We start from the raw sequence: 24,306 nt of genomic DNA on the forward strand, positions 1-24,306 counted from the left end.
AAAGTCACATCTCCACAAACGTGCAGGCACGTTGTGGAGAGTGACCTTTGGCACAGTTATTTCATGTTCTTGATGTACTCCTGGAACTTGTCATAGAGACCAGGTGTAACACCCTTGTTTGTCTCCATATCCTTGTAAAGAGGAGCGATCTTCTCCTGGAATGCAGCAGAATCAACTTCGTTAAATGTGATTCCCTGATCCTTCTCGAGAGCTGCCATCTGAGCTGCTTCGTTTTCAGTGATCTCCTTGACCATCTGAACTGCACCCTTGTCGAACTCCTCCTGAAGGATAGTTCTGTACTCTTCAGGAATGCTGTTGTAAACGTCAACGTTGATGTAAGCGCCGCAAACACCGAGGAGGTGCTTTGTAAGAGCCATCTTCTTTGCTACTTCTGCGGAACCGTTTGAACCGTAAGCGTCGATAGTACCCTCGAGACCGTCAACTACGCCCTGCTGTACAGCTGAGATAGTGTCTGCAAATCCCATAGGAGTTGCTGTAGCGCCCATAGCATTGATGGTGTTTACATAGAGCTCTGACTTAGGTGTACGGATCTTCATACCAACCAGATCGTCAGGAGTCTTGATTTCCTTGTTTGTCATCATGGAACGGAAACCGAAGATATATCCGAGGTTAAGGATCTTTATGCCCTGCTTCTCGAGCTGAGCTTCCATATCCTGTACTTCAGGTGTTGTGAGAAGGTACTGATACTGATCATAGCTTGTAACAAGCATAGGTCCTGCGAGTACGTTGAAATCCTTAACATAGTCTGCAAGGTAGCTTGGGTCCTCGACTGAAATGAAGTTTGCGCCCTGAGCAACCTGTGCTACACCGTCCTGATATACAGGAAGCTGTGACTGTGGGAAGCACTGGATGTCGATAGCACCGTTTGTCTTCTCTCTTACGTTGTCAGCGATCTTCTGCATGTTCTTGGTAAGTGCCTCATTTGGTGCGAATACGTGGCTTAATTTTAATTCAAGGTGGTAGTCGCTTGGCGCTGCCTCTGCCTGAGCGGCAGTTGTTGCAGCCTCTTCTTTCTTTGCTTCTGTAGCAGCTGCTTCAGTTTTAGCTGCCTCTGTTGTTCCACCTGCGTTTGATCCGCCGCATCCTGCGATGGTTGCTGCAGTCATAGCTGCTGCCATGATAACTGCAAGTGCCTTGTTCATTTTTCTCATAAATGACCTCCTTGTAAAAATGATTTATTGATAATGCTTATCCGCACATCTCTTTTCTGATGGCTGAGATCCTGTCAGGGAAATTTCCGATGATGGTGTCCACTCCTACATTTATCATCTCACGGATATCCTCTTCGTTGTTTACTGTCCAGGTGTTGATCTCTATACCCTCTTTTTTGATTCCCTCAACTATCTCCTTTGTATTACTGTAAAAGATAGGATGATAACACTCTACTCCGGCGTCCTTCACATACTTTCCGGGATTCAGTAACCATGATTCCGTAAGGAATCCGCACTTTATTTCAGGACAGATCTCCTTCGTACGCATAACGCTGTAGTGGTTGAAGGATGAAATGATGATCCTGTCTACCATGTCAAATTCACGAACCAGATCCAAGACCTTCTTTTCTATGCCTTCATAGACAAATATGCCGGTCTTCAGCTCTATGTTGGTAATGAGCTTCGTCGGCTCAAAGAGCTCCAGATACTCACGAAGAGTCATGATTTGCTGAGGCTCGATCTGACCTGCAAATCTGAATGAAAGGTCAGCCTTTTTCAGTTCATCAAGGGTGTAGTCCTTTACATATCCCTTCATATTCACACATGTACGATCCAGAAGTTCGTCATGAATGATGACAGGTTTTCCGTCCTTTGTGAGGTGGACATCCATCTCTATGCCGTCGCACCCCGGAGTTTCTATAGCTTTCTGAAAAGCAAGCCTGGTGTTTTCCGGATACTCGCCGGAGAAACCTCTATGACCGAAATTTTTGACCATTATATTTCCCTTCCGCTGTTTCACTTTTCCGCGTTTAAACTTCTTTGCAGATGAAGATTCGCCATTTAACAGCTATAAAAATACAGTGTGGTGTCTGCGATGACGTGAGTGTCAAAAGTATCTGCTCTTTTCAGCATGTAATACAGAAAAAGATTTGTCCTACAATCCGGAAGGACTGCAAAAAAATAACGTCAAATGTAAAAATCACCTGTTTATGCAAATGACCCTTCAGTTGAACGTCTCTTGTCTCCCACAACCGCAAAATATTTTCATGAGATAATCATAACTCATACAGAGGCTTTTAACAACACAAAATTGTGCTATGTGCACAATAAAAATAATGATTGTTAATAATTAGACATTAAAAATATACAATAATACTATGGCATTAAATGAGAAAGGTGAAAATAGATATAGCGGCATAGGCTTTAAGACTTAATAATTTGGCATGATTGACGATGTATAAATTGAAGTGGATTGCGATTGCGGTGGTTTTTTCTTAAATTCTCGCCGGAAAGGAGATTAAGTAATGATAAAAGTGTTCAAAAAGCGAATCGCCATTATCATGGCTATGACTATGCTGCTGGCTGCTCTCCCGTTTACGACGGCCTATGCTAAAACAAACAAAAAAACCGGAATTTCCGAAGGCTCTTCTGAAAATAGTTCATCGAGCTCCTATGTAGGAACTACTAAGGATAATGTTTATGAAAATGAATATATAGGTTACAGGGTCGCACTTCCAAAGGGATATTCTTATGCAGGCGCAAAGGCTCTTGCTGAAGAAAATGGATATTCGGTTGATTTTATTACTGACAGCGATGCGGTACTAAAAAAGATAAGAAATGGTGAAACAATTACTGTCGCATATGCTGAAAGTGATACAGACTATGGAAATATGAATATCGGCCTGGTGAAGGACGATACCGTGTATTCAAGTGAGAAGGAAGTCTTTGAGCTTGTTCGGGACGAGATAAAAGAAGGTCTTCAGGGAGCAGGAATGACTCTTCGTGATTCAAGTATCAATAAATCCTATATCGCCGGAGAAAAACGAAATGTCATTTATCTGCATTCGACTCTTGATGAGTATGATGTAGATATCCATCAAAAGATAGTTATGCTGTCAAAAGACGGGTACTGGATGATCATAACTGTTTCGGTTTTTGGTGATGAAGCGGCAGCGGATGAATTCTTGGACAAAATAGAAAAAATCGGCAATACGGCTTCATCTGAGAATATTGTTGGTACTGTAAAGAAGAACGTCTATATAAATGAGTATGTTGGATATAAAGTAACTCTTCCTGACGGATACAAGTTTGCAGACTCTGAGGAACTTGCCGAAATGAATGGAGTCACAACGGATGTTATGGATGATTATGATGAGATCATGAAGGTAATCAATTCAAACAATTCATTTGTTGCGGCCTATGCAATGAATGATGCTAAAGAGATTTTTGAATTAAGAGTATTGAAGTACGATGATCCGGCTTCTATAGACGATTATCTTTTTGGTGATGATATGCAGAATTATTACAGGCAGTTTTATAAAGATACCGGCTATACAGTTAAGGATATAAACATAAAAAAAGAAACTGTTGCCGGAGACAAACATAAGGTTATGTCCATACAGACTGTAAAGGGAGAAACAACATTTTGCGGAAAGAGCTTATATGTTGGAGAAAAGGATTATTTCCTATTCATCAGCACTTCGAACTACAGTAAGAACGGTGCAGATTCTATGCTGGGATCAATTGAAAAACTGTGAGATATTAAAGAGAAAGAGCCGAAACCGGGACTGGGCTGGTTTCGGCTCTGTTTAAATATAGTTTTATCCTGCGATTGAGATATTTCTTGTGGCAATTACAGAAACTCCTGTATCAGCCACGTTCTCGATAAGTATATCTCCGATGTTTATCGGAGCCTTGCATACTGCATGATTTATGTCATGCATAACGGAAAAAATCTTGTCCTTTGGGATATCGCTGGCGGTCTTACAGGAAACACGCTCCTTGTCGCCGTCCTTTACAGCTATGGTTGAGGTCACGATTCTGGTAGGATCAGTGACCTCTTTTCTTGCGTATATATCACCTCTCTTACAGGTGTTTCCGGAAACGGATACGACCTCGCCCTTTTCCATCTCGACTGTTACCTGGCAGCCCATCGGACAGCCGATACATGTTAAATGTCTCTGTTCCATATGATTATTCTCCTTCCGAAAATTCTGGAACTATTATAACTATCTATAACTCTGTTCTTGCTTGCTTTCCGGATCAAAACTTAAAAACAAGCCTCAGGAATTTACATAAATTAAGGATGATTCCAAATCCCCTCTGTTTTACTCTTTTTCTATCTTAATGGTTATGCTGTCCATATCAGGTCTTGCCAATAGATCTTCCTTCTTAACGATTACCTGTTCCATTTCGCCCGGCGCGAGGATCTGACGCTTTCTGTGCTGAACACGCTCCTCACCGTAGTAGACGCTTACATAGGAATCCTTGTAAACATCACCGACTCTGAAACGAACTGTGAGGTTATCATCCATACGGCCCGGATCGATGGTTGAAGGAACTGTATATCTTGCACCGTCTGTTGCAGCGAGCTTGATTATTTTACCTGAAGCGTTGCTGTCGAGAAGTCCGTTCACATATTTAACGGCATTGAGACCTGCACGGCCTGCCTCTTCAGAAACATAGTCAACGAGATCATGAACGTGGAGAACATTACCACAGGCGAAAACACCCGGGATGTTTGTCTCCAGACTCTCATTAACAACAGGACCAGAAGTGATGCGGCTCATCTCAACACCTGCTGACTGTGAAAGCTCATTCTCAGGAATGAGACCGCAGGAAAGAAGAAGTGTGTCGCAGGTGTAGCGCTCTTCTGTTCCCGGAACCGGCTTTCTGTCAGGACCCACCTCAGCGATGGTAACTGCAGTGATGTGCTCTCTTCCCTCGATATCTATAACTGTGTGTGAAAGCTTGAGAGGAATGCCGTAATCGTCAAGACACTGAACGATGTTTCTCTTGAGACCGCCGGAGTAAGGCATGAGCTCTGCCACTACCTTTACCTTTGCGCCTTCCAGTGTCATACGTCTTGCCATGATGAGGCCAATGTCTCCGGAACCGAGTATTACGACCTCTCTTCCAGGCATATATCCCTCGATGTTAACAAGTCTCTGAGCGGTACCTGCCGAGAAGATTCCTGCAGGTCTGTAGCCAGGGATATTGAGAGCTCCTCTCGGACGCTCGCGGCAGCCCATGGCGAGGATAACTGACTTCGCCTGGATCTGGAACATACCGTCTTCCTTGTTCATGGCGGTGATGACCTTTTCAGGTGATATGTCCATGACCATGGTATTTAACTTGTATTCGATTCCCAGCTCAAGCGCCTGTGTTATGAAACGTCCTGCGTACTCGGGACCTGTGAGCTCCTCCTTGAAGGTGTGGAGACCGAAACCGTTATGTATGCACTGATTGAGGATTCCTCCGAGCTCTGAGTCTCTTTCAAGGATCAGAATGCTGTCGCAGCCTGCATTCTTTGCGGCTACTGCTGCGGCAAGACCTGCGGGGCCGCCGCCTACTATTACGATGTCAATTGTATTCATTCTGCTACCTCCTTGGAGTGTTCAAGAACAATGTTTGATTTTCCGCCGCTCTTTGTGATCTCTGTGAGCGGAAGTCCCAGCTCTCTGGAAAGGATATCCATGACACGAGGGCTGCAGAAGCCTGACTGGCAGCGTCCCATGCCGGCACGGGTCCTTCTCTTTACGCCGTCAAGAGAACGGGCACCGAGAGGTCTGTGGATCGCATCAAGTATCTCACCCTCTGTAACTGACTCGCATCTGCAGATGATCTGTCCGTAGGCAGGTTCCTTTTTGATGAGCTCGTTTCTCTCTTCAAGTGTGAGCTTCTTTGGATCGAGGATATCTTTTCTTGTGCCTATCCAGTTTTCCTTCTTTGTGAGCCCCATCTTGTCACGAAGGAGATCTGCGATGTACTCTCCGATGGCAGGTGAGCTTGTGAGTCCAGGAGACTCGATACCTGCACAGTCGATAAAGCCCGGTGCATCCTTGACTTCTCCGAGGATGAACTCGTGATGATCTTCATGGGCACGAAGTCCTGAGAAGGATGTGATAACTGATCTTAAAGGCAGGTTCTTTACGTTCTCGGAAGCCTTTGCTGAGATCTCATTGAGACCGAACTGTGTAGTATTTGTGGCATCCTTGTCTTCCTGATCTATAGCTGTAGGACCTACCAGAAGGTTACCGTGTACTGTAGGTGCTACGAGGATTCCCTTACCGTACTTGGTAGGCTGCGGGAATATGGTATGACTTACGTGATCGCCGACTGTTCTGTCCAGGAGATAATACTCTCCGCGGCGCTCGATGATATTGATCTTTTCGGAGCTTACCATGTTGTGGAACACATCTGCGTAAACGCCGGCAGCATTGACAACATATTTTGCTGTGTACTCGCCGTTGTTGGTGCGGATATGCCAGAGACCGTCTTCCTTTCTCTCGAGCTTCTCAACACGGGTGTTGAAACGGAAGTCTACGCCGTTGACATTGGCGTTCTCAGCCATGGCGATGTTCAGCTTGAAAGGACATATGATACCGGCTGTTTCTGCGTAAAGAGCGCCCTTCACATCATCGGAGATGTTCGGCTCCATCTCGAGAGCCTCTTCTCTTGAAAGAAGCTTCATGCCCGGAACACCGTTCTTCACGCCTCTGTCATAGAGATCCTTAAGTCCCGGAAGCAGCTCCTCGTGGATGCATACAACGAGGGAACCGTTTCTCTTGAAAGGAATGTCCAGATCCTTGCATAACTGGTCCATCATCTCGTTTCCGCGGACATTCATCTTTGCCATATTGGAGCCAGGCTCACAGTCATATCCTGCATGGATGATGGCACTGTTTGCCTTGGAGGTTCCGCAGCATACATCTTCTTCTTTTTCAAGTACGCATACTTCGGTCTGATAGCGGGAAAGCTCTCTCGCCACAGCCGCGCCGGTTACGCCGGCACCGATAACGATTACATCATAAGTCATATTCTATCCTCCCTTTTAAGAACTTATGCCCATAATATTTTGCTTTGCAAAGGGCTGTCTAACTCAACAATTTTCTCTGTCCCATCCGAAGGTGGACTTCACTGCCTGATTCCATCCGCGGATCTCTTTTTCTCTGTCCACATCCCTCATATCGGAATTGAACTCTCTGTCTATCTGCCAATTCTTTTTGACATCTTCCTTGCTCTCCCAGAAGCCTGTTGCAAGACCTGCGAGGTACGCCGCACCCATGGCTGTTGTCTCAACGCACTTTGGTCTGTGTACAGGAGCGTTGATGATATCTGACTGGAACTGCATGAGGAAGTTGTTCTTGCAGGCTCCGCCGTCAACCTTAAGTGATGTGAGGTGAATGTCAGAATCCTTTTCCATGGCTCGAAGAACGTCGTTTGTCTGGAATGCCAGAGACTCAAGTGTTGCTCTGATGATGTGGTACTTGTTTACGCCTCTAGTAAGTCCTGTGATGACTCCTCTCGCGAACGGATCCCAGTAAGGTGCGCCGAGTCCTGTGAATGCAGGAACCACATAGCAGCCGTTGGTGTTCTTGACTCTCGTTGCGAAGTACTCGGAATCCGAGGAGCTATCGATGACACGAAGTTCATCACGAAGCCACTGTATAGCGGCACCAGCCACATATACGGAACCTTCCAGTGCGTAATTTACTTTACCGTCCAGTCCCCATGCTATGGTGGTGAGAAGACCGTTACTTGAGAAAACCGGCTTTTCTCCTGTGTTCATCAGCATGAAGCAGCCTGTACCGTAGGTGTTCTTGGCTTCTCCGGGTTCGAAACAGGTCTGACCGAAAAGTGCGCACTGCTGATCTCCGCCTGCTCCGGCGATCTTGATAGGACCTCCGAAGAATTCCGGATCGGATTCGCCGTAGATATAGCTTGATGGCTTGACTTCAGGAAGCATACATTTAGGAATGTTCAGCTTCTTCAGGATATCCTCATCCCACTCAAGTGTATTTATATTGAAAAGCATGGTTCTGGAAGCATTGGAATAATCGGTCACATGAACTCTGCCCTTTGTGAGCTTCCATATAAGCCAGCTGTCTACGGTTCCGAAAAGAAGTTCGCCCTTTTCTGCACGCTCCTGAGCGTTCGGCATGTGGCTGAGGATCCACTGGAGCTTGGTGGCTGAAAAATAAGGATCTATGATGAGACCGGTCTTTTTCTGGAATGTTTCCTCAAGACCTTCTGCCTTTAACTTCTCGGCTTCTTCAGCTGTTCTTCTGCACTGCCATACGATGGCGTGGCATACAGGCTGACCTGTTATCTTGTCCCATACGATGGTGGTCTCTCGCTGATTTGTGATTCCGATTGAAACGATGTCTTCGAAGGTAGCGCCTATCTTCTGCATCGCCTGACGGGCAACCGATAACTGTGACTGCCATATCTCTGTGGCGTCGTGCTCTACCCAGCCCGGCTGTGGGAAGAACTGTGTGAATTCCTTCTGTACTACTGAGCAGATATTTCCTGCCTTGTCGAAAAGTATGCAGCGGTTACTGGTTGTTCCCGCATCCAATGCCATTACATATTTAGCCATATCCTAGATGTCCTCCTGTTCTCGGATAGTTGATAATTTAGTTAGTGTTCTTTTTATATAGTATTTGCATATTCCGGACTCTTCCGTCAGTGCTTCGATATTTTCTTTATGAGATGAAGCTGTACTGAGATATCACCGGTGAAAAATCGTGAAGGGCTTTCATAGAGTGGGCCGCTTTACATTTCCCAGATAGACTGATTTGTGGTTGATATCGAAATAACGCCGTTGTTCAGGGCGTTTAGCACCTCTGTCTTGTTGGTGATGAGTCCGCTGGCCATAAGGCGAACTCTCGATATCTTTCTTATCTTCTCGAAAAATTCGGGAAGCAGTATGCCCGGAAGTACTTCGATGATGTCGGGCTGTACATCTGCATGGCTCTGTTTTTCCACGTTCTGAAGAGCTATACTGTCCAGCATGAAAAATCTCAGTATGGTGTTGAGCCCCAGCTCCTTGGCATGCTTTATGAGGTTTGGCTTTGTGGTGATGATACCGTCTGCCGCAGTGTAGTTTCTGATGAAATCAAGAGAAACTTCTTTTGAAGAAAGTCCGTTTATCAGGTCAACATGGATGACCACGGTCTTTCCTGCATTCTTGATGCGATCCACGATCTTCGGGATGCTGCAGACATCACCATAGAGAACGAATATGACGCCAATGTCTGTTTCCAGACACTTTTCAAGTCCGGCGTCATCCTTGATGGCTGCGATGATCGGATTGTTTTCAATTTGTTCGATGAATTCTTTTCTTTGCATAGATGATTCCTCAACATGTAAATTTTTCGCTGCTTGAACTGAACGTATCCGAATTTACGCACAAAAAAAGAGAGTATACGCAAGTAAGCAGCCTGTATAAACTGCTCACTGCCATACTCTCTACTCTCTACGGCAAAATATTTATGAACCTATTTTAGCACCTGAAGAAAGGCAATACAACATAAAACAGTTTAAAGATTAAAAAAAACTTCTATATGGTCGTAAATGACCTGCATAATCTGCCACAAGTCATATGATAGCTTATTTAAACTGTTCTTCCAAGAATCGAGTTAAATGATTTCCAAAGTCTCTATTCCCTCCATATTTTCGAAATCCTGAAAGAGGGAATCAAATTGAGCATTATCAACTTTTATGCTGTGAGATTCCAGATAGATAACAGCGGAACGCAGAGAAAAGTCACCTGTGTTCTCGCCTCGGCTGAGTTGGATGCTCTCGATACCTATCCCCTTCTCTCTCAGCATGGAGAAGACTTTGTCAAGGATGGTATCCGAGGAATACTCTATGTAAATGATCTTTTTTGGCATCCGTTTGGTGAGCCAGTATTCCAGTCTTGAGAAGACTAGCTCCGACAGGAGTATAAGAATGGTTGCCAGTATACCGCCCTCATAGAAGCCGCCTCCGAAGCAGAGACCTATGATGGCACAGGTCCAGAGTCCTGCTGATGTGGTGAGTCCGCGAACCTGATTTTTCGGGGTCATGATGATGGCACCGGCACCGATAAAACCTATACCCGCCACCACCTGGGCACCGAGACGGGACATATCCGTACTGTAGTGGAGATTTATGGAGAGATATTGTCCTGTAAGGCTTGTTATGCAGGCGCCAAGGCAGATCAGTATGTGGGTACGGAAACCTGCAGGACGGCGTTTGTATTCGCGTTCAATGCCTATGATCCCGCTGCAGATGACCGCCAGAAACATTCGGAAAAACACGGATGTAAAATTTATATCTCGAAAATAATATAACTCATTGATCATAGTTCTATACCTCATCAATCATGGAAATGCAGTCAAGCTCTGAAAGCTTTTTGATGATATCTGTGTGGTTCATCCTTTTGGGGAGCTGCATGAGAAGGACTGCGCTCGGATTGATACCGGTCTTCGGCTGTCCCCTGTCCACATCTACATCATATATCTTTATACCCAGACGTTTAATATAGAGAAGGATCTGTTTTAGATCCGTTCCGTAGGAATACTCTATGAATATATTGATATTTCTTGAGTTGGAAATGATACTTCGTGAGATGGTCCCGAAAAAGACATTGCATATGAGGATCATGAGGAAAGCGAAAAGCACACACTCGTAGAATCCGGCACCTATCACTATACCTGTACAGCCGGAAGCCCAGAGACTGGCTGCAGTGGTGAGTCCACGGACCTTCTGCTTTTTGTTGACGATAATTGTACCGGCGCTCAGGAAACCGATTCCGTTTATGACCTGGGCGGAATATCTGGATACATCAAGCTTTATGGAGTATGTGTTTATGATATCTGTCCAGTGTGAGTACATCATAAAAATTTCATACTGACTCAGGAGCATGGTGAGTGCTGCGCCGATGCAGACTATCATGTGCGTGCGCATGCCGGCGGCATTTCTGGTGCGTGTTCGTTCCATGCCGATAAAGGCACCCAGAAATAAGGCCAGTATAAGCCTCAGGGTGACAGAGAAAAAATTGAACTGGTGGATATAAATATAGAAATCACGTGCCATAAATAACAAAGAGAGACCCTGAATAAAAAATATACCAGCAGTCTCTAATCTCCTTACAATATACTATTCTCACGAACAAGTTAATGATTTAAGTATAGCACATAATAAAAACCCCTCAAGCTTAAGATATAGGGAGGACAAACTTGAGGGATTCTTACTGTAATCGATGCCATTGGATTGGTCACATCAATTTTTGTTTTTCTTTTGTGACTTAAGTATAGCAACATAAATGTCACAATAGTGTCACAAATTAAGTAAAACATTGCGATTTGTTTAAAAAAATTACAAATATTTTACTTTGCATTAAGTATATCGACAGAGGGATTCGGAGTATTAGCACAAAATGAAAAAGATTTTGAGTTTATTTGAGACCATGCATATGCGCATGGTCTCAAATGATTTAGCTGTATATGATTCAGTTCGCAGTATCTTCGTGCACTATAATTCCGTTGCAGATGATTCAGTTCGCAGTATCTTCGTACACTATAATTCCGCGGCAGATCGTGGTTTTTATCTTTCCGTACAGACTCATCCCGATGAAAGGAGAATTTGTGGCTTTCGAAGCGAACTTTTCGGGTACGGTCCACTGCTCTTCAGGGTCGAAAATGACCATATCGGCAGTAGCACCTTCCGAGAGGGTGCCTGCATTAAGCTTATAAAGCATTGCCGGATTTATGGTAAGAGCCTTTATGATCTGAGAAAGGGAAAGCTGTCCGGTTCGTACCGTGTGAGTGATTACGAGTCCGAGAGCGGTCTCCAGGCCTATCATTCCGCTTGGAGCCTCTGCTATGGGCTTTGACTTTTCTTCGATGCTGTGAGGTGCATGGTCAGTTGCTATCATGTCGATGGTTCCGTCTGCGAGTCCGCGGATCAGAGCCTGACGGTCCTCTTCTGTTCTGAGTGGAGGGTTCACCCTGGCAAGAGAGCCTCTTTCCAGAACCAGCTCTTCAGTTGCCGCAAGATGCTGGGGAGTTACCTCGCCATAGACCTTTATGCCCATCTTTTTTGCAGCCCTGAGAACGTCTACTGTAACTCCGCTTGATATGTGCTGTATGTCGAGCTTCGCCCCTATCTTTCTGTTGAGCATCACGTCTCTCGCTGCGAGAACATACTCTGCTTCATCCGGAGCACCTCCCAGACCCAGCCTGTCGGAGACTGTACCTTTGTTCACGCCGGCGCTCTTCATAAGAACCGGATCCTCCTCGTGAAGTGAGATGGGAACGTCCAGTTCTTTGCATTTTGCCAATGCTTCCACCATGAGCTTTTCGTCGGCAATAGGCACGCCGTCATCGGTGAATCCCACTGCGCCTGCAGAAAGCAGCGCATCCATATCAGTAAGTTCTCTGCCCTGCATGCCCATAGTGACATTGGCAGTCTGAAGTACATGGATAGGAAGCTGCTTCTCTCTTTTTACGAGCTCCGTAAGAATTTCGACAGAATCAACGGGTGGTTTTGTATTTGCCATACAGATGACTGTTGTGTAGCCTCCGGCAGCAGCTGCTGCAGCACCGGTCTGGATGTCTTCTTTGTAGGTTAACCCCGGGTCGCGGAAGTGGACGTGGACATCCACAAAACCGGGAGCTACCACCTTTCCATTTGCGTCTATCACCTCTTCGTAGGATGCTTCCGGATCCGAAGCTCCGACGCTTTTGATCTTTCCTGAATCGTCGATGACGATGTCGGTAATACAGTCAATATTGTTTGCAGGATCAATGACTCTGCCGCCTTTTATCAGTTTCATAATTGCCTCCCGGGATTTTCTTATATACAACAAAAAAGAGGTAAGCCATTGTATTGGTCACTTACCTCTATATTGCTGTAGGTTTCATTGGTCCCTACCTCCTACTTATCGTAGAATTTTGCTTAAATTTAGTATAGAGTATTGCAAGGACTTTTGCAAGATTTTCGTAAGATTTGCGCTATAAAAATTATATATGGCGAGCATATAAAAGTTAGATAAAAGATAAATCAGAAGTTCTTGACACCATATCTATGTGAAATCGGAATCAAGAACCCAATATACATTTTAGGTGACTGATGAGGGAAAAGCATGTAGAAAGGAAGTTAACATATAACAAAAATACGGTAACTGTGGGGATCACAGCTACCGTATTTTTGTTATATGTATGCTCTCAATGATTCTTTATTTTGCAGATGGACTGAGTCATTGTTCCCATAGGACAGAATGTACACCAGCTTCTTGGCTTGAAAAGGAGCATTACGATGATTCCTATGAGAGTCGATGTAAGCATCAGACTGTAAAATCCGAAGCTGAACTGGGCTATCCAGTCATAGGTCATGCCCTGAGTGTAGGTCCAGCCCCAAGGTACTTTGAAGGTCCAGAAAAGCTTGATGACCTCACGGAGATTTTCTGCGCCGGATGCCACCAGCCATGTCTGGAAGACGATATTACCGAACATTGTCAGGAAAAAGATGAGGAAGCCGTAGCGGAACCATTTTGAGACCATCCACTTTGGGGTCTTACGGTTGCGTGAACACTTCAGATCAGTGCCGATTTTGTTTAAAAGCTGTCCTCTTCCGCACATGTTGTTGCAGAAAAATTTGTTTCCGCCGAAGATAGCGAAAATGAGTGGCAGCATAAAGTCTATCATGCCCAGCCATGCGAAAAGAATGTTGAAAAATCCAAGTGCGAAATACACTATGGACCATATCCAAAGATAATCATACCATTGTTTCTTCATGATGCTCTCTCCTTTATAAGTATGCAGTCCGCCGGGCATGTTTTGGCGCATTTGCCACAACCGACGCACAGGTCTTCGTTAACAAAGGAAAAGCATCCGTTTATTACGGATATCGCCTGTCTCGGACATACTTTGGTGCATGCGCCGCAGGCAACACATATGTCCTTTGAGACTGATGCTACATTTTTTGATGCCATTGTACTCTCCTGAATAAAGTGATTTTATGGTTGATTTCGGACTTCTCCACACACTGGAGTGTATGGGAAATCAGTCCGCGTATACTCCTGATAAACAGGATGAATCGCAATAAAAAAACTGCCTATGGGGGGTGATCACAGGCAGCTTATACTTGTAAAATTCAAAAGTTAATGGTGGCTCAGATGAGCTTGTTAAGCTTCTCTTCGAGAGCTTCCTTTGAAATAGCGCCAACAATGTTTTCTACTACTTTACCATCCTTGATCAGGAAGAATGATGGAATGCTGCGTACCTGGAAAGATGTTGCGAGATCCATCTCTTCGTCGGAATTTACCTTACCGACCTTGATCTTTCCGTCATACTGCTCTGCAAGTGCCTCTACTACAGGGAACATCATCTTGCATGGTCCGCACCAGTCTGCGTAGAAATCAACCAGTACAGGAATGTCGCTCTCTAAAACTTCCTTCTGAAAATTATCCTTTGTGAACTTGTATTCCATATTTAATACCTCCGTTAATACTTAAACCATTACTGATATTACAGGGCTGTAATTGCCTTCCAACAGATCAACAGCACAATTAAGTTGTGCACTATTTAACTGTATAACATAAGTATACACAGAATCGAAAACTAATCAAGTACTAAGTTGAATTTTTTCCTGCCAATCTTTTGGTTTCCTTTCTGGCCATAACACTGAGCACTATACAAAATGCAAGGAAAAATAACGCTGTTGTAAGCATTACTGTTGCTGTATAGAGCCTGTCTCCTCCTTTTATTTTTTCGTAATTAAAGGCAATGGTCGTGATCACAGTGGCTATCGCTGATAGTATCGTTCCTAAAACTCCCGCTATAAGCACATTTTCAGCTGCTTCTTCATTATATTCAATGCTTTCTGACATCTTGTACATAATGAGCCATATAACAAAAAATACGGATGCCATGGCTCCAAACATAAATGTCTGTCTTGTCAGTTCTTTACTTCCATATAGCATCACATCAGAATTATCTTTTTTCCGCCAAGCAGTTTTACTATGTTAAACATTTTTTTCCTTCATAGATCCTGGAATATTTTTTCTTGTTTGTTTTTAAATTAAATAATTACAATCAAAATTTTACAACAGGCTCATACAAAATCCAATTGGTATTTAAATTACAGATTTGGTTAAAATTCCTTTCCACAATTTTTCCCCAAAATCACCTACGGAATTGTTCCGTAACTTCTATGGAATTATTCCGTGGATATTCCGTAGCAGGATTTTCCGGAAACAAAAAAGGCCACAACTGACGGAAAAACGTCATTTTGTGACCTAAAACATATTGAAAATACAGAAATAAAAAAAGCTGGTAACCGGAATCGGACCGGTGACCTCCGCACTACCAATGCGACGCACTACCGACTGTGCTATACCAGCAATATTCTCTCAGTGAGAACTTATTAAAGTTACCATATGAACAGCATAAAGTCAAATGGAATTTTTGTTTTGAAGGACAAGGGATTATTACTTCTTCACCGGCAGGGGCGAAAGAACCAGGCGGTTGTAGGTTGCGATAACTCGCCCTACTCCTATAAGTGACAATAATGTTCCTATCCCGATGCCAACGAGACTTCCTGAAAGCAAGAAGCTCATCACACAGGTAATGGAAACGCATACCGCATCCAGACAGTTCTTTACAAGACCTATATCCCTTTTTGTAAGGTCGGAAAACGCCTGTACCATGCCGTCTGCAGGATTTGGGATGATTCTTGCATTGAGCATCATTGCTGCCCCTACACCTGTGAGAACTATGCCTAAGCCGAGAAACAGGATGCGGCTTGGCATACTGCCCCAGACTGAACCGCCGAGATCAGTAAGGAAATCCGGGCATATATCCTTAAAGATATTTAAAAATCTTGTGAAAACAAGACTGAAGGCTATCTGAAAAAGATCAACTATGATATCCCGATGCTGCTTTAAATAGAGATGTATCAGGATCTCAATGAACACAAATATCACATATATGATCAAAGTCACATTTCCATAGTCTTTACCAAGTATAACTGAAAGACTGTAGGGCATCGACATCACGGGCGCTACTCCCAGATGTGTTTGGGCATTCAGCGTGAGTCCCATGGCAAGGACAATCATGCCAATGCAGTATGCGGTTATTCGTGAAATATTCTTTTTACACTTTATATTCATAATTATCCTATAAATGAACGTACCGTAATTTTGTTATATATTGATATTAATGCGCGGAAAGATTCTATATCAGATCATGACGTCAATATCAAATCTTAAAATACTTCTCTTTCACTATCTCCACCGGCATCTTCTGTCCTGTCCAGAGTTCGAAAGCGGCAGCCCCCTGATAGAGGAGCATATACATGCCGTTAAAAGCATTGAGACCGCACTCTTCTGCCATTTCAAGAAGCTTTGTCTTCCTTGGATTATAGATCACATCCGAAACGGCGAGGGGCTCAGTGATACCGGGCGCTCTCTCAGTGAGCCATGAGGCGTCCTTTATGAGATTACCCTCTGTATTTGGTGCCATGCCGACATTAGTAGCGTTAATAAGAAGTGCTGACTCTGAGATCTCCTTTTTGAGACTTGAATCATCATAGTCAAGGACATTTACTCTGCATGAAGTACGGGAATTCAGTTCGCTGACAACCTTTGCGGTACGGTCCTTAAAGCGGCTGCCTGCGCGTTCGAACACAGTGACCTCTCCTGCTCCGTCAAGGGCGAGCTGAACAAGTATGGCGATACCTGCTCCTCCTGTTCCAAGCAGTGTAACTTTCTTTCCTGCGAAATCCACACCGGACTGACGTGCTGACTCGGTAAATCCTATACCGTCAGTGGTGTGTCCTGTCACAGTTCCGTCCTCTTCTATGACAACAGTGTTTACGGTTCCGGCGATCTCCGCAGCGGTGCTCATTTTATCGCAGAGACTCACCATCTCTGTTTTCAAAGGCATGGTCAGGTTGAAACCTCTCACACCCATTCGCTTGAAGCTGTCCAGAACACCCTGAAGCTCCCCCTCTTTGATGTCGAAAGCGAGGTAGCTGTAATCGAGATTCAGTTGTTTGAAGCCTTCGTTATGCATGGCAGGTGAAAGGCTGTGGGCAACAGGGCTGCCGAGAAGGCAGATCATTTTGGTTCTTCCTGAAATTTCCATAAGGCAACTCTCCTTCAGATTATCATCAGATCAAACATCGTCATAGTCAGTTGAAACTGTCTCTGCTACACGGAATAAGGTGCGCAGGTTAAAAACTTCCCGGAACATAGCTATCAGTGTCCGTGGGGTGTAACGGCAAGCAGCTCTCTTTCGTAGGTTCTGTCAGCATAAAGCAGTTTTATAAATACAACGAAAAGTACTACCCCGGCACCCCAGATGGAATGATAACTCATGAATTTGCAGCCCAATGTTCCTGCCAGAACTCCTGTGGCAAAGATGAACATCATGCTTCCATGGAGCCTGCATTTCCTGCCGACCGAGCTGTTTTTACTGCGTAAGAACTGTACCATGTACGATCCGAACTGTCTTAAGTGGTTGGTACAGAAGGTCGTTGCCATACCTATTCCCTCAGCCTGTCTGAAGGTGTTGAACTGCATGGCGCAGATGAAATTAAGAGTCACCTGGCAGATCTGGTCCGGCCAGGATGCAGGCATAAGTCCTAACAAAATTACGGCAATAAGTTCTATGCCCACAAGGATGGTGTCCCAGCGAAGGAAATGATATTTTTTTATCTCCTTTGCGAGAACCTCAGAAATAACAGTTCCTCCAAGATATGCAGAGAAAGGAATCAGGTAATAGGCAGCCTGACGCCACTCTCCGTTGCCGAGATGCATGCTGAAGAGTACGATGTTTGCGGTCTGAGCATTACAGAAAACACCTCCCCTCAGACTGTAGGTATATGCACCATAAAATCCTCCGACGAAAATAAGAGCCCAGAAGACCCAGATCTTCTCGCATTCAAGAAATTCAGTCTTTTCAGATTTTTCTTCCATGATTTGATTCATTATTACCTCCATGGGTCATGCACGAATAGAGTTCACTCGAGTTTATATTTGCCCCACAAATTTATTTATACATATCATGTAAATGACCTTATATGCATCAGGAAAATGAGTTAAAAAGGTATCCTGATCAGCGTTAGGTATAAGGATACGACTTTTTTAAAAAAAAGAAAAGCCGGACGACATGCCCGGCTTTCATGTTTGCTATAAAATACTGTTTTCTGATAAAAAAACTTAATTCAGTCTCTGTCTTACGATTTCATACGCGAGGACACCGCAGGCAACGGAAGCATTGAGAGAATCAATGTCTCCGAACATAGGGATGGATGCCACCATATCACACTTCTCCTTTACGAGACGTGAAACTCCCTCGCCTTCGTTTCCTATAACGAGACCGATTGCGCCCTTAAGATTGAGGCGATACATGCTTTCTCCGCCCATATCGGCACATACGAACCAGAGACCTTCCTTTTTGAGTTCTTCGATGGTCTGTCCGATGTTTGTTACCTTTGCGACTCTTGTATGCTCGAGAGCTCCGGCAGAAGTCTTCGCAACAGTTGATGTGAGACCTACTGCACGTCTTTCGCGAATGACAACGCCATGAGCGCCTGCGAGATTTGCTGTACGTATCATGGCACCAAGGTTATGCGGGTCTTCTATACCGTCAAGTATGAAGATAAAAGGACTCTCGTTCTTTGAACGGGCATACTCCAGGATTTCCTCTACACTGCTGTAGTGGAACGCTGCGAGGTACGCTATAACGCCCTGATGAGAACCCTGTCCCGCTATCTCATCAAGTCTCTCTTTTTTTACGAATTCCGGCTTGATTCCGGCTTTCTTTGCTTCTCTTATGATGGTCGATACAGGACCGTCATGTATACCGTCCTGGAGGAACAGCCTGTCAACAGCTTTGCCTGCACGGAAAGCTTCAATGACGGGATTTCTTCCGATTATGGTAAATTGTTCGTCTCTCATTTTTACCTCTTACTTGTTTAATTCCTGCAAATGTTTAATTCCTGCAGCTTCGATCTCCAGTACTCTCTCGTACTGCCCCGTCAGATACAGGTATCCGATCAATGCTTCAAAGCCTGTGGCTCTGCGGTAATCCTGAATAGAGCTGTTCTTACTGTGTGTAGTAGACTTATGGTTCCTTCCGCGTCTGTACACAGACATCTCTTCCTCTGTCAGCATGTCGTTTCCGATGAGCCAGCCCATGATCTCAGCCTGGGCACTGGCGCAGACGAATTCGGTTTTCTTACGGTTGATGTCATTGACATTGCCGGGAAAATGAGTCAATACGTACTCACGTACTGCCATGTCATAGATGCAGTCGCCTATGTACGCAAAGACAAGCGGTGAAGTTGTCTGAACATCCACCGCTTTGAGATCCAGTTTCTCTTTGTAAAGTTCAAAAAAATTATCTGTCATAAAATACCGGCTTACGCTCTGCTCCACTTAACGCCTTCGCGGGTGTCCTTGAGAACGATACCCATCTCGAGAAGCTTGTCGCGGATTTCGTCAGCCTTTGCAAAATCCTTTGCCTTGCGGGCTGCCTGACGCTCTTCGATGAGCTTTTCAACAGCACTGTCAAGGTCATCCTTTTCTACTACTGTTCTGATACCGAGTACGCTCATGAGAAGCTCAAGCTTTTCGAGGACGTAATCTGTAAATGCCTTTGTGCTCTGTTCTGTGGCAGAGACATTGGCGATCTTCACGAGCTCGAATACTGCTGTGATGGCGTCTGCTGTGTTGAGATCGTCATCCATCTTCTGGTTGAACATCTCCTGCTGAGCATCAACGGACTTGATCATCTCCTGCTCATCAGCTGTCATCTCTGTTTCTGCAGCCTTTGCGCTCAGCTCTCTCAGACGCTCGATGGCTGTCTGGATACGCTCAAGTGAAGTCTTGGCACTGTCCATAAGGTCTCTTGAGAAGTTAAGCGGATTTCTGTAATGAGCGCTCAACATGTAGAAACGAAGCACGCGAGGGTCATACTGTGAAGTGATGTCACGTACTGTGAAGAAGTTTCCGAGAGACTTGGACATCTTCTGGTTGTTGATGTTGATGAATGCGTTGTGCATCCAGTAGTTGGCGAATTTCTCGTGGTGAGCCATCTCGTACTGGGCGATCTCATTCTCATGATGAGGGAAGATGAGGTCCTCGCCGCCTGCATGGATGTCGAGACGTCCGCCGCAGTACTTTGGAGCCATGACACAGCACTCTGTGTGCCAGCCCGGACGACCATCGCACCATGGAGACTCCCAATAAGGCTCTCCTTCCTTCTTTGGCTTCCAGAGAACGAAGTCTGTTGAAGTTCTCTTTCCGTCCTCTCCTGAAACCTTCAGGTCACGGAAACCTGACTGAAGCTCGTCGATGTTCTTGTGGCTGAGCTCACCGTAGTCCTTGAAGGAGGTGGTGTCAAAGTAAACTGTACCGTCCTTTGCCACGTAAGCTGCATCTCTGTCAACCAGATCCTTGATAAGGTCGATCATGCCCTGGATCTCTTCTGTTGCCTTTGGATGAACAGCTTCCTCGATGTTGAGGTCTGCCATATCCTTCTCAACTTCTGAGATGAACCTCTTTGTGATATCAGAGCATGGAACACCCTCTTCGATGGACTCCTTTATGATCTTATCATCTACGTCTGTGTAGTTTGAAACGTAGGTGACCTTGTAGCCCTGATACTCCATGTATCTTCTGAATGTATCAAAAACGATCATAGGACGAGCGTTGCCGATATGGATGAAATTGTAAACAGTAGGTCCGCATACATACATACGGATCTTTCCGGGTTCGATCGGCTGAAACTCTTCCTTCATTCGAGACATTGTATTGAAAATCTTCATAACTTTCTCCTTTGCCTTTGGGAGCCTTCATGCTATCCGTTCCTGAAACAGGCTTTTCTGTATAAAAGGTGCATGAAATGACCATATTCGCCAAGAATTGCGCGTCTCTCCGCAGGCTTACATGCCAATTATTGTAATATTTAAGCCACTATGAGTCAATAATAAGAAAAAGCGGACAAAAAAGACGCAGCGGAGTTTTACCGCTGCGCCTGTCAATATAATCGATTCAAAGGCGTTCTGATTTGCCGGCATCCGGTGCCTTATCTAAAAAGATAGGCTTATGATATGACTTGAGTCAAAAGTCGATATCGGTCGGATAAATCAGGATCATCTCTGATACTGGTTTATAAAATCCTGGAAAGCCTTCATGATGTCGTCTGCGCTAATGCTTCCGTCTCCACTCTTCTGACCATCCGAGCCGTTGTTTCCGGAATCACCGTTACCATTGTTTCCGTTGTTTCCGTTCTGTCCGTCAGGGTTGTAATCTCTTGAGAACGGGTCATTCTTTCCGCCGGAAGCACCGGATGAATTGGAATCGTCCTTTATAGTAGATGATGTCTCGGCTGTTCCGAGAATAACCTCTACATTAAGCTCATCATACTTGTCGCCGTTTGGACGCTGAACTGTCAGGCGAACCTTCTCTCCGGCTTTATATCTGGAAAGAATATCTGCGAGCTCGTTGAAGTTAGTTACACTCTGATCTTCGATGGCGGTTATGATGTCCTTCTCGTGAAGATCTTCATTCTTTGCATCGGAACCCTCTGTATGCTTGTAAACGAATATACCTTGAGGCATATCAAAGCTTGCTGCTGTCTGCTCGTCGATGGTTTTTACAGATACACCGAGATAACCGCGCTCTTCCTTGGAAACCTCTGCACGGGTCTCAAGCTTGGAAAGCTTTTCCACTACCCTCTTGGCTACAGAAGAAGGAATCGAATAGCACATTCCCTCGATATCTGTTGAAGCGGACTTCGCAACATTGATACCGATGACCTCTCCCTTCATATTGAGAAGTGCGCCGCCGGAGTTGCCGGGATTGATAGCTGCATCTGTCTGGATAAGACCGGTCCTTGACCCCTTGTTTGTAGCGATGTCTCTGTCCTTCGCAGAGATGATACCTGTGGTCACTGACTGTCCATAGCCGAGAGCATTACCGATGGCAACTACCTGTTCTCCGATCTCTGCTGCGTCGCTGTCACCGAATGTGGCGATGGAGATAGCCTCCATAGTCTTGGTCGGGATGTTCTCAAGCTTGATTGAAAGAAGCGCGATATCTGCTGAGACATCGGTTCCCTTGATCTCTGCCTCTAGAGTTTCGTCATCCACGAAGGTCACAGAAAGAGACTCTGAAGATGTGATTACATGGTTGTTTGTAACTATGAGAAGCTCTGTATCATTCTTACCGATGATCACACCGGAACCGCTGGCCGGGATCTCTGTCTCATAGCTCTGGAAATCTCCGAAAATAGAGAAACCGTTCTGACGGTACTTCACCATATTTGTTATGGAAACAACTGACGGCATGGTGTTTTTGACTACATCTGTCACGCTGCCGGAGATGTTTGAACCTGCAGCTGATTTTATGACTGTAGTGTTGCTGCCGGTGCTGCTGTTGTCGGCAGGGGCAGTGTTCTCAGGCTGTGCTGCGGCTGTCTCCTGCTGTGGCTTTGTTTCAGCTATTACGTTTGCAGTCTGCTGATATGCTATACCTGCTCTCTGAGCGGCAACATTGACACCTACCATAGAAGCGCCGGCAACTGCGCCGAAAAGGATCGCTCCCCCGATTATTCCTGCTACTCGTTTCATTCTATATTACCCTCCTGAAACTGATCAATTCACATTCTGATTTTGCTTGTATGATACCTATATTCTGTGTTCAATTTGTGTTTTCAAAAATAAAATTTTCATATAGTGAAAAAGGGCAATTTTTGATTTATTTTTATACTTATTTTAGAAAAAATCCGGTGGTTCGATGCTATACTCTGTGTGTGTCATTACTGGAGGTTCAATGTATTATTTCATCGTAAATCCGCATGCGTCTGAAGGCAGAGGACGTAAAATCTGGGATAAGGTTCTCAGATATCTGAGTAAGACTCAAAATGCCGAAAACTTTGAGGCTTATATAACCGAAAAGAGCGGAGACGCAAGGGAATTTGCCCGTCAGCTGTCTGATAAGTGTCAGTTTGAGAAAACCATCACTGTCATCGGAGGAGAAGGAACCTTCAACGAGGTGGTGGACGGGATAAATATGGATTGTAACAGGATATCCATTGCTTATATTCCTACGAAGTCTGACAACGACATCGCCCGCTCCTTCCGAAGAAAATACAATTTAAAGGCCCAGCTCAAGAGACTGTTCAGTGATTCCGATGAGATACTTCTGGATTACGGAGTGCTTAACTGTTCTGCTCTGAACCGGCGTTTCGCCATATGTTCGGGGATAGGTCTCGATGCTGCCATATTTGATGATATCTATGCAGTGAAGTGTACCTGTGAGAATCAGCCGAAGAAACTGAATCATTATAAAAAACTGAGATACCTGAAGACCATGATCAGGGAGTTCTTCAAGCTGAAACCCACTAAAGGTTATGTGATCCTGGATGGAGAAAAGAGACACGAGTTCAACAACATCATGTTTATCTCTGCCCATGTACATCCCTATGAGGGTGGTTATCTGATCTGTCCAAATGCCAGCGGCGTTGACGGAAAGCTGGATATCTGCATAGTCAGCACCAGACATAAGTGGCGCTTACTGTGGATCATGCTTTCCAGTGTTTTCGGGACTCATGTTACCCGTACAGGATTTCATCTATACAGATGTAAGGAGGCGGAGATCCATACTTCAAATCCTCTTCCGGTTCATGTGGATGGAGAAGTCGTGGGAAAGAACTGTGATTTCACTCTGAATTGTATTCCGAAGAAGCTTAGATTGAAGATATGAGCGATAAGTCCTGTATCAGGTGGCTGCGAAAGCGAAGCAATGCGGTGGACTTATCAATTATCATTATAAAAAAAGTAGTGGGAAACGTTTCCCGCTACTTTTTTCGTATTACACCAGTAATGCAACAGCCTGTGAGCTGATGCCCTCTCCTCTTCCTGTGAAGCCGAGGCGTTCCTCTGTTGTGGCCTTTATGGAAACCTGACTTATATCGATGCCGAGGGCGTCTGCGACGTTCTTGCGCATCTCAGGGAGATAGCTCATGAGCTTTGGCTTCTGGGCTATGATGGTGGAATCGATATTTCCAACCTGATAGCCCTCTTTCGCCAGGATGTTCCCCACCTCTTTTAAGAGGCTGATGGAATCGGCACCCTCGTATTTCGGATCATTGTCAGGAAAATGCTGACCTATATCACCCAGCGCAGCAGCTCCGAGGAGTGCGTCCATGATGGCGTGGGTGATGACATCTGCATCACTGTGACCTAAAAGTCCCAGCTCATAAGGAATCGTAACGCCTCCCAGGATGAGCTTACGATCCGTCACTAATTTATGTACGTCATAACCTGTTCCTATTCTCATAGCAGTCCTTTC

The 24,306-nt window shown here is 44.9% G+C and carries 24 protein-coding genes and 1 tRNA gene; 2 read left to right on the forward strand and 23 right to left on the reverse strand.

Annotation, left to right across the window (positions count from 1 at the left end; translation table 11 throughout):
* Positions 1-56: 56 nt before the first annotated feature.
* Both BXO88_RS10215 and BXO88_RS10220 read right to left on the reverse strand, forming a co-directional pair.
* Positions 57-1,172 (reverse strand): C4-dicarboxylate TRAP transporter substrate-binding protein, encoded by a 1,116-nt coding sequence (locus BXO88_RS10215; protein ID WP_242945196.1) that lies wholly within the window; start codon positions 1,170-1,172, stop codon positions 57-59.
* A 37-nt stretch (positions 1,173-1,209) separates the two neighbouring features.
* On the reverse strand, positions 1,210-1,947 hold the full coding sequence (locus BXO88_RS10220; protein ID WP_078037637.1) for a glycerophosphodiester phosphodiesterase: 738 nt from the start codon (positions 1,945-1,947) through the stop codon (positions 1,210-1,212).
* Positions 1,948-2,476: 529 nt separating this feature from the next.
* Here BXO88_RS10220 and BXO88_RS10225 point away from each other — a divergent pair.
* Positions 2,477-3,709 carry a hypothetical protein gene (locus BXO88_RS10225; RefSeq protein WP_078037638.1) on the forward strand — a complete coding sequence of 411 codons (1,233 nt, stop codon included), beginning with the start codon at positions 2,477-2,479 and terminating at the stop codon, positions 3,707-3,709.
* A 63-nt stretch (positions 3,710-3,772) separates the two neighbouring features.
* On the opposite strand, the gene BXO88_RS10230 is transcribed toward BXO88_RS10225, so the two are convergent.
* The 20 genes from BXO88_RS10230 to BXO88_RS10325 form a co-directional block, all read right to left on the reverse strand.
* Positions 3,773-4,141, reverse strand: a complete 369-nt coding sequence (locus BXO88_RS10230) for a DUF1667 domain-containing protein (RefSeq protein ID WP_078037639.1) — start codon at positions 4,139-4,141, stop codon at positions 3,773-3,775.
* Between the two features lie 138 nt (positions 4,142-4,279).
* The gene (locus BXO88_RS10235; protein ID WP_078037640.1) at positions 4,280-5,548 is read right to left on the reverse strand and encodes an NAD(P)/FAD-dependent oxidoreductase; all 1,269 of its coding nucleotides are present in this window, start codon (positions 5,546-5,548) and stop codon (positions 4,280-4,282) included.
* Positions 5,545-6,990, reverse strand: a complete 1,446-nt coding sequence (locus tag BXO88_RS10240; protein WP_078037641.1) for an NAD(P)/FAD-dependent oxidoreductase — start codon at positions 6,988-6,990, stop codon at positions 5,545-5,547. The genes BXO88_RS10235 and BXO88_RS10240 overlap by 4 nt, the downstream gene beginning before the upstream one ends.
* A 63-nt stretch (positions 6,991-7,053) precedes the next feature.
* Positions 7,054-8,553: a glycerol kinase GlpK gene (glpK, locus tag BXO88_RS10245; RefSeq protein WP_078037642.1), complete on the reverse strand. Its 1,500-nt coding sequence runs from the start codon at positions 8,551-8,553 to the stop codon at positions 7,054-7,056.
* A 176-nt stretch (positions 8,554-8,729) separates the two neighbouring features.
* Positions 8,730-9,305: a glycerol-3-phosphate responsive antiterminator gene (locus BXO88_RS10250; RefSeq protein WP_078037643.1), complete on the reverse strand. Its 576-nt coding sequence runs from the start codon at positions 9,303-9,305 to the stop codon at positions 8,730-8,732.
* A gap of 290 nt (positions 9,306-9,595) precedes the next feature.
* Positions 9,596-10,303, reverse strand: a complete 708-nt coding sequence (locus tag BXO88_RS10255; RefSeq protein ID WP_168171681.1) for an MgtC/SapB family protein — start codon at positions 10,301-10,303, stop codon at positions 9,596-9,598.
* Positions 10,304-10,307: 4 nt separating this feature from the next.
* Entirely contained in the window at positions 10,308-10,940 is a 633-nt protein-coding gene (locus BXO88_RS10260; RefSeq protein WP_168171682.1) for an MgtC/SapB family protein, read from the reverse strand.
* Positions 10,941-11,496: 556 nt separating this feature from the next.
* Positions 11,497-12,777 carry a dihydroorotase gene (locus tag BXO88_RS10265; RefSeq protein WP_078037646.1) on the reverse strand — a complete coding sequence of 427 codons (1,281 nt, stop codon included), beginning with the start codon at positions 12,775-12,777 and terminating at the stop codon, positions 11,497-11,499.
* A gap of 391 nt (positions 12,778-13,168) precedes the next feature.
* On the reverse strand, positions 13,169-13,738 hold the full coding sequence (locus BXO88_RS10270; protein ID WP_330395141.1) for a 4Fe-4S binding protein: 570 nt from the start codon (positions 13,736-13,738) through the stop codon (positions 13,169-13,171).
* Positions 13,735-13,935, reverse strand: a complete 201-nt coding sequence (locus BXO88_RS10275; protein ID WP_078037647.1) for a 4Fe-4S binding protein — start codon at positions 13,933-13,935, stop codon at positions 13,735-13,737. Before BXO88_RS10275 ends, BXO88_RS10270 begins: the two co-directional genes overlap by 4 nt.
* Positions 13,936-14,114: 179 nt before the next feature.
* Positions 14,115-14,432 carry a thioredoxin gene (gene trxA / locus BXO88_RS10280; RefSeq protein ID WP_078037648.1) on the reverse strand — a complete coding sequence of 106 codons (318 nt, stop codon included), beginning with the start codon at positions 14,430-14,432 and terminating at the stop codon, positions 14,115-14,117.
* 142 nt (positions 14,433-14,574) lie between these two features.
* A complete protein-coding gene (locus tag BXO88_RS10285; RefSeq protein WP_139355570.1) occupies positions 14,575-14,886 on the reverse strand; it encodes a hypothetical protein in 312 nt (103 codons plus the stop codon).
* A 386-nt stretch (positions 14,887-15,272) separates the two neighbouring features.
* Positions 15,273-15,345 (reverse strand) — tRNA-Thr (locus BXO88_RS10290).
* Positions 15,346-15,432: 87 nt separating this feature from the next.
* Entirely contained in the window at positions 15,433-16,113 is a 681-nt protein-coding gene (locus BXO88_RS10295) for a YczE/YyaS/YitT family protein (protein WP_139355571.1), read from the reverse strand.
* Positions 16,114-16,201: 88 nt separating this feature from the next.
* Positions 16,202-17,089, reverse strand: coding sequence for a shikimate dehydrogenase (gene aroE, locus BXO88_RS10300; protein WP_078037651.1), 888 nt, complete (start codon positions 17,087-17,089; stop codon positions 16,202-16,204).
* A gap of 113 nt (positions 17,090-17,202) precedes the next feature.
* Positions 17,203-17,934, reverse strand: coding sequence for a YoaK family protein (locus BXO88_RS10305; RefSeq protein WP_242945198.1), 732 nt, complete (start codon positions 17,932-17,934; stop codon positions 17,203-17,205).
* 231 nt (positions 17,935-18,165) lie between these two features.
* Positions 18,166-18,906, reverse strand: a complete 741-nt coding sequence (rlmB, locus tag BXO88_RS10310) for a 23S rRNA (guanosine(2251)-2'-O)-methyltransferase RlmB (protein WP_078037652.1) — start codon at positions 18,904-18,906, stop codon at positions 18,166-18,168.
* A 9-nt stretch (positions 18,907-18,915) separates the two neighbouring features.
* Positions 18,916-19,359: a Mini-ribonuclease 3 gene (locus BXO88_RS10315; protein ID WP_078037653.1), complete on the reverse strand. Its 444-nt coding sequence runs from the start codon at positions 19,357-19,359 to the stop codon at positions 18,916-18,918.
* 11 nt (positions 19,360-19,370) lie between these two features.
* Complete coding sequence (cysS, locus tag BXO88_RS10320; protein ID WP_078037654.1) at positions 19,371-20,777, reverse strand: cysteine--tRNA ligase; 1,407 nt, start codon at positions 20,775-20,777, stop codon at positions 19,371-19,373.
* Positions 20,778-21,104: 327 nt separating this feature from the next.
* The gene (locus BXO88_RS10325) at positions 21,105-22,583 is read right to left on the reverse strand and encodes a S1C family serine protease (protein ID WP_078037655.1); all 1,479 of its coding nucleotides are present in this window, start codon (positions 22,581-22,583) and stop codon (positions 21,105-21,107) included.
* A gap of 202 nt (positions 22,584-22,785) precedes the next feature.
* Here BXO88_RS10325 and BXO88_RS10330 point away from each other — a divergent pair, with 202 nt between their 5' ends.
* Positions 22,786-23,718, forward strand: coding sequence for a diacylglycerol/lipid kinase family protein (locus BXO88_RS10330; protein WP_168171683.1), 933 nt, complete (start codon positions 22,786-22,788; stop codon positions 23,716-23,718).
* 108 nt (positions 23,719-23,826) lie between these two features.
* Here the strand turns inward: BXO88_RS10330 and ispF are convergent, their stop codons facing one another.
* Positions 23,827-24,294, reverse strand: a complete 468-nt coding sequence (gene ispF, locus BXO88_RS10335) for a 2-C-methyl-D-erythritol 2,4-cyclodiphosphate synthase (protein ID WP_078037657.1) — start codon at positions 24,292-24,294, stop codon at positions 23,827-23,829.
* Positions 24,295-24,306: the final 12 nt, after the last annotated feature.

This window comes from Oribacterium sp. C9 (genome assembly GCF_002007235.1).
Taxonomy (GTDB): domain Bacteria; phylum Bacillota; class Clostridia; order Lachnospirales; family Lachnospiraceae; genus Oribacterium.

Coding starts and splice junctions, on each gene's coding strand:
- BXO88_RS10215 (WP_242945196.1), bottom strand. CDS start 1,172: ATGAGAAAAATGAACAAGGCACTTGCAGTTATCATGGCAGCAGCTATG.
- BXO88_RS10220 (WP_078037637.1), bottom strand. CDS start 1,947: ATGGTCAAAAATTTCGGTCATAGAGGTTTCTCCGGCGAGTATCCGGAA.
- BXO88_RS10225 (WP_078037638.1), top strand. CDS start 2,477: ATGATAAAAGTGTTCAAAAAGCGAATCGCCATTATCATGGCTATGACT.
- BXO88_RS10230 (WP_078037639.1), bottom strand. CDS start 4,141: ATGGAACAGAGACATTTAACATGTATCGGCTGTCCGATGGGCTGCCAG.
- BXO88_RS10235 (WP_078037640.1), bottom strand. CDS start 5,548: ATGAATACAATTGACATCGTAATAGTAGGCGGCGGCCCCGCAGGTCTT.
- BXO88_RS10240 (WP_078037641.1), bottom strand. CDS start 6,990: ATGACTTATGATGTAATCGTTATCGGTGCCGGCGTAACCGGCGCGGCT.
- glpK (WP_078037642.1), bottom strand. CDS start 8,553: ATGGCTAAATATGTAATGGCATTGGATGCGGGAACAACCAGTAACCGC.
- BXO88_RS10250 (WP_078037643.1), bottom strand. CDS start 9,305: ATGCAAAGAAAAGAATTCATCGAACAAATTGAAAACAATCCGATCATC.
- BXO88_RS10255 (WP_168171681.1), bottom strand. CDS start 10,303: ATGATCAATGAGTTATATTATTTTCGAGATATAAATTTTACATCCGTG.
- BXO88_RS10260 (WP_168171682.1), bottom strand. CDS start 10,940: ATGGAACGAACACGCACCAGAAATGCCGCCGGCATGCGCACGCACATG.
- BXO88_RS10265 (WP_078037646.1), bottom strand. CDS start 12,777: ATGAAACTGATAAAAGGCGGCAGAGTCATTGATCCTGCAAACAATATT.
- BXO88_RS10270 (WP_330395141.1), bottom strand. CDS start 13,738: ATGAAGAAACAATGGTATGATTATCTTTGGATATGGTCCATAGTGTAT.
- BXO88_RS10275 (WP_078037647.1), bottom strand. CDS start 13,935: ATGGCATCAAAAAATGTAGCATCAGTCTCAAAGGACATATGTGTTGCC.
- trxA (WP_078037648.1), bottom strand. CDS start 14,432: ATGGAATACAAGTTCACAAAGGATAATTTTCAGAAGGAAGTTTTAGAG.
- BXO88_RS10285 (WP_139355570.1), bottom strand. CDS start 14,886: ATGTTTGGAGCCATGGCATCCGTATTTTTTGTTATATGGCTCATTATG.
- BXO88_RS10295 (WP_139355571.1), bottom strand. CDS start 16,113: ATGAATATAAAGTGTAAAAAGAATATTTCACGAATAACCGCATACTGC.
- aroE (WP_078037651.1), bottom strand. CDS start 17,089: ATGGAAATTTCAGGAAGAACCAAAATGATCTGCCTTCTCGGCAGCCCT.
- BXO88_RS10305 (WP_242945198.1), bottom strand. CDS start 17,934: ATGAATCAAATCATGGAAGAAAAATCTGAAAAGACTGAATTTCTTGAA.
- rlmB (WP_078037652.1), bottom strand. CDS start 18,906: ATGAGAGACGAACAATTTACCATAATCGGAAGAAATCCCGTCATTGAA.
- BXO88_RS10315 (WP_078037653.1), bottom strand. CDS start 19,359: ATGACAGATAATTTTTTTGAACTTTACAAAGAGAAACTGGATCTCAAA.
- cysS (WP_078037654.1), bottom strand. CDS start 20,777: ATGAAGATTTTCAATACAATGTCTCGAATGAAGGAAGAGTTTCAGCCG.
- BXO88_RS10325 (WP_078037655.1), bottom strand. CDS start 22,583: ATGAAACGAGTAGCAGGAATAATCGGGGGAGCGATCCTTTTCGGCGCA.
- BXO88_RS10330 (WP_168171683.1), top strand. CDS start 22,786: ATGTATTATTTCATCGTAAATCCGCATGCGTCTGAAGGCAGAGGACGT.
- ispF (WP_078037657.1), bottom strand. CDS start 24,294: ATGAGAATAGGAACAGGTTATGACGTACATAAATTAGTGACGGATCGT.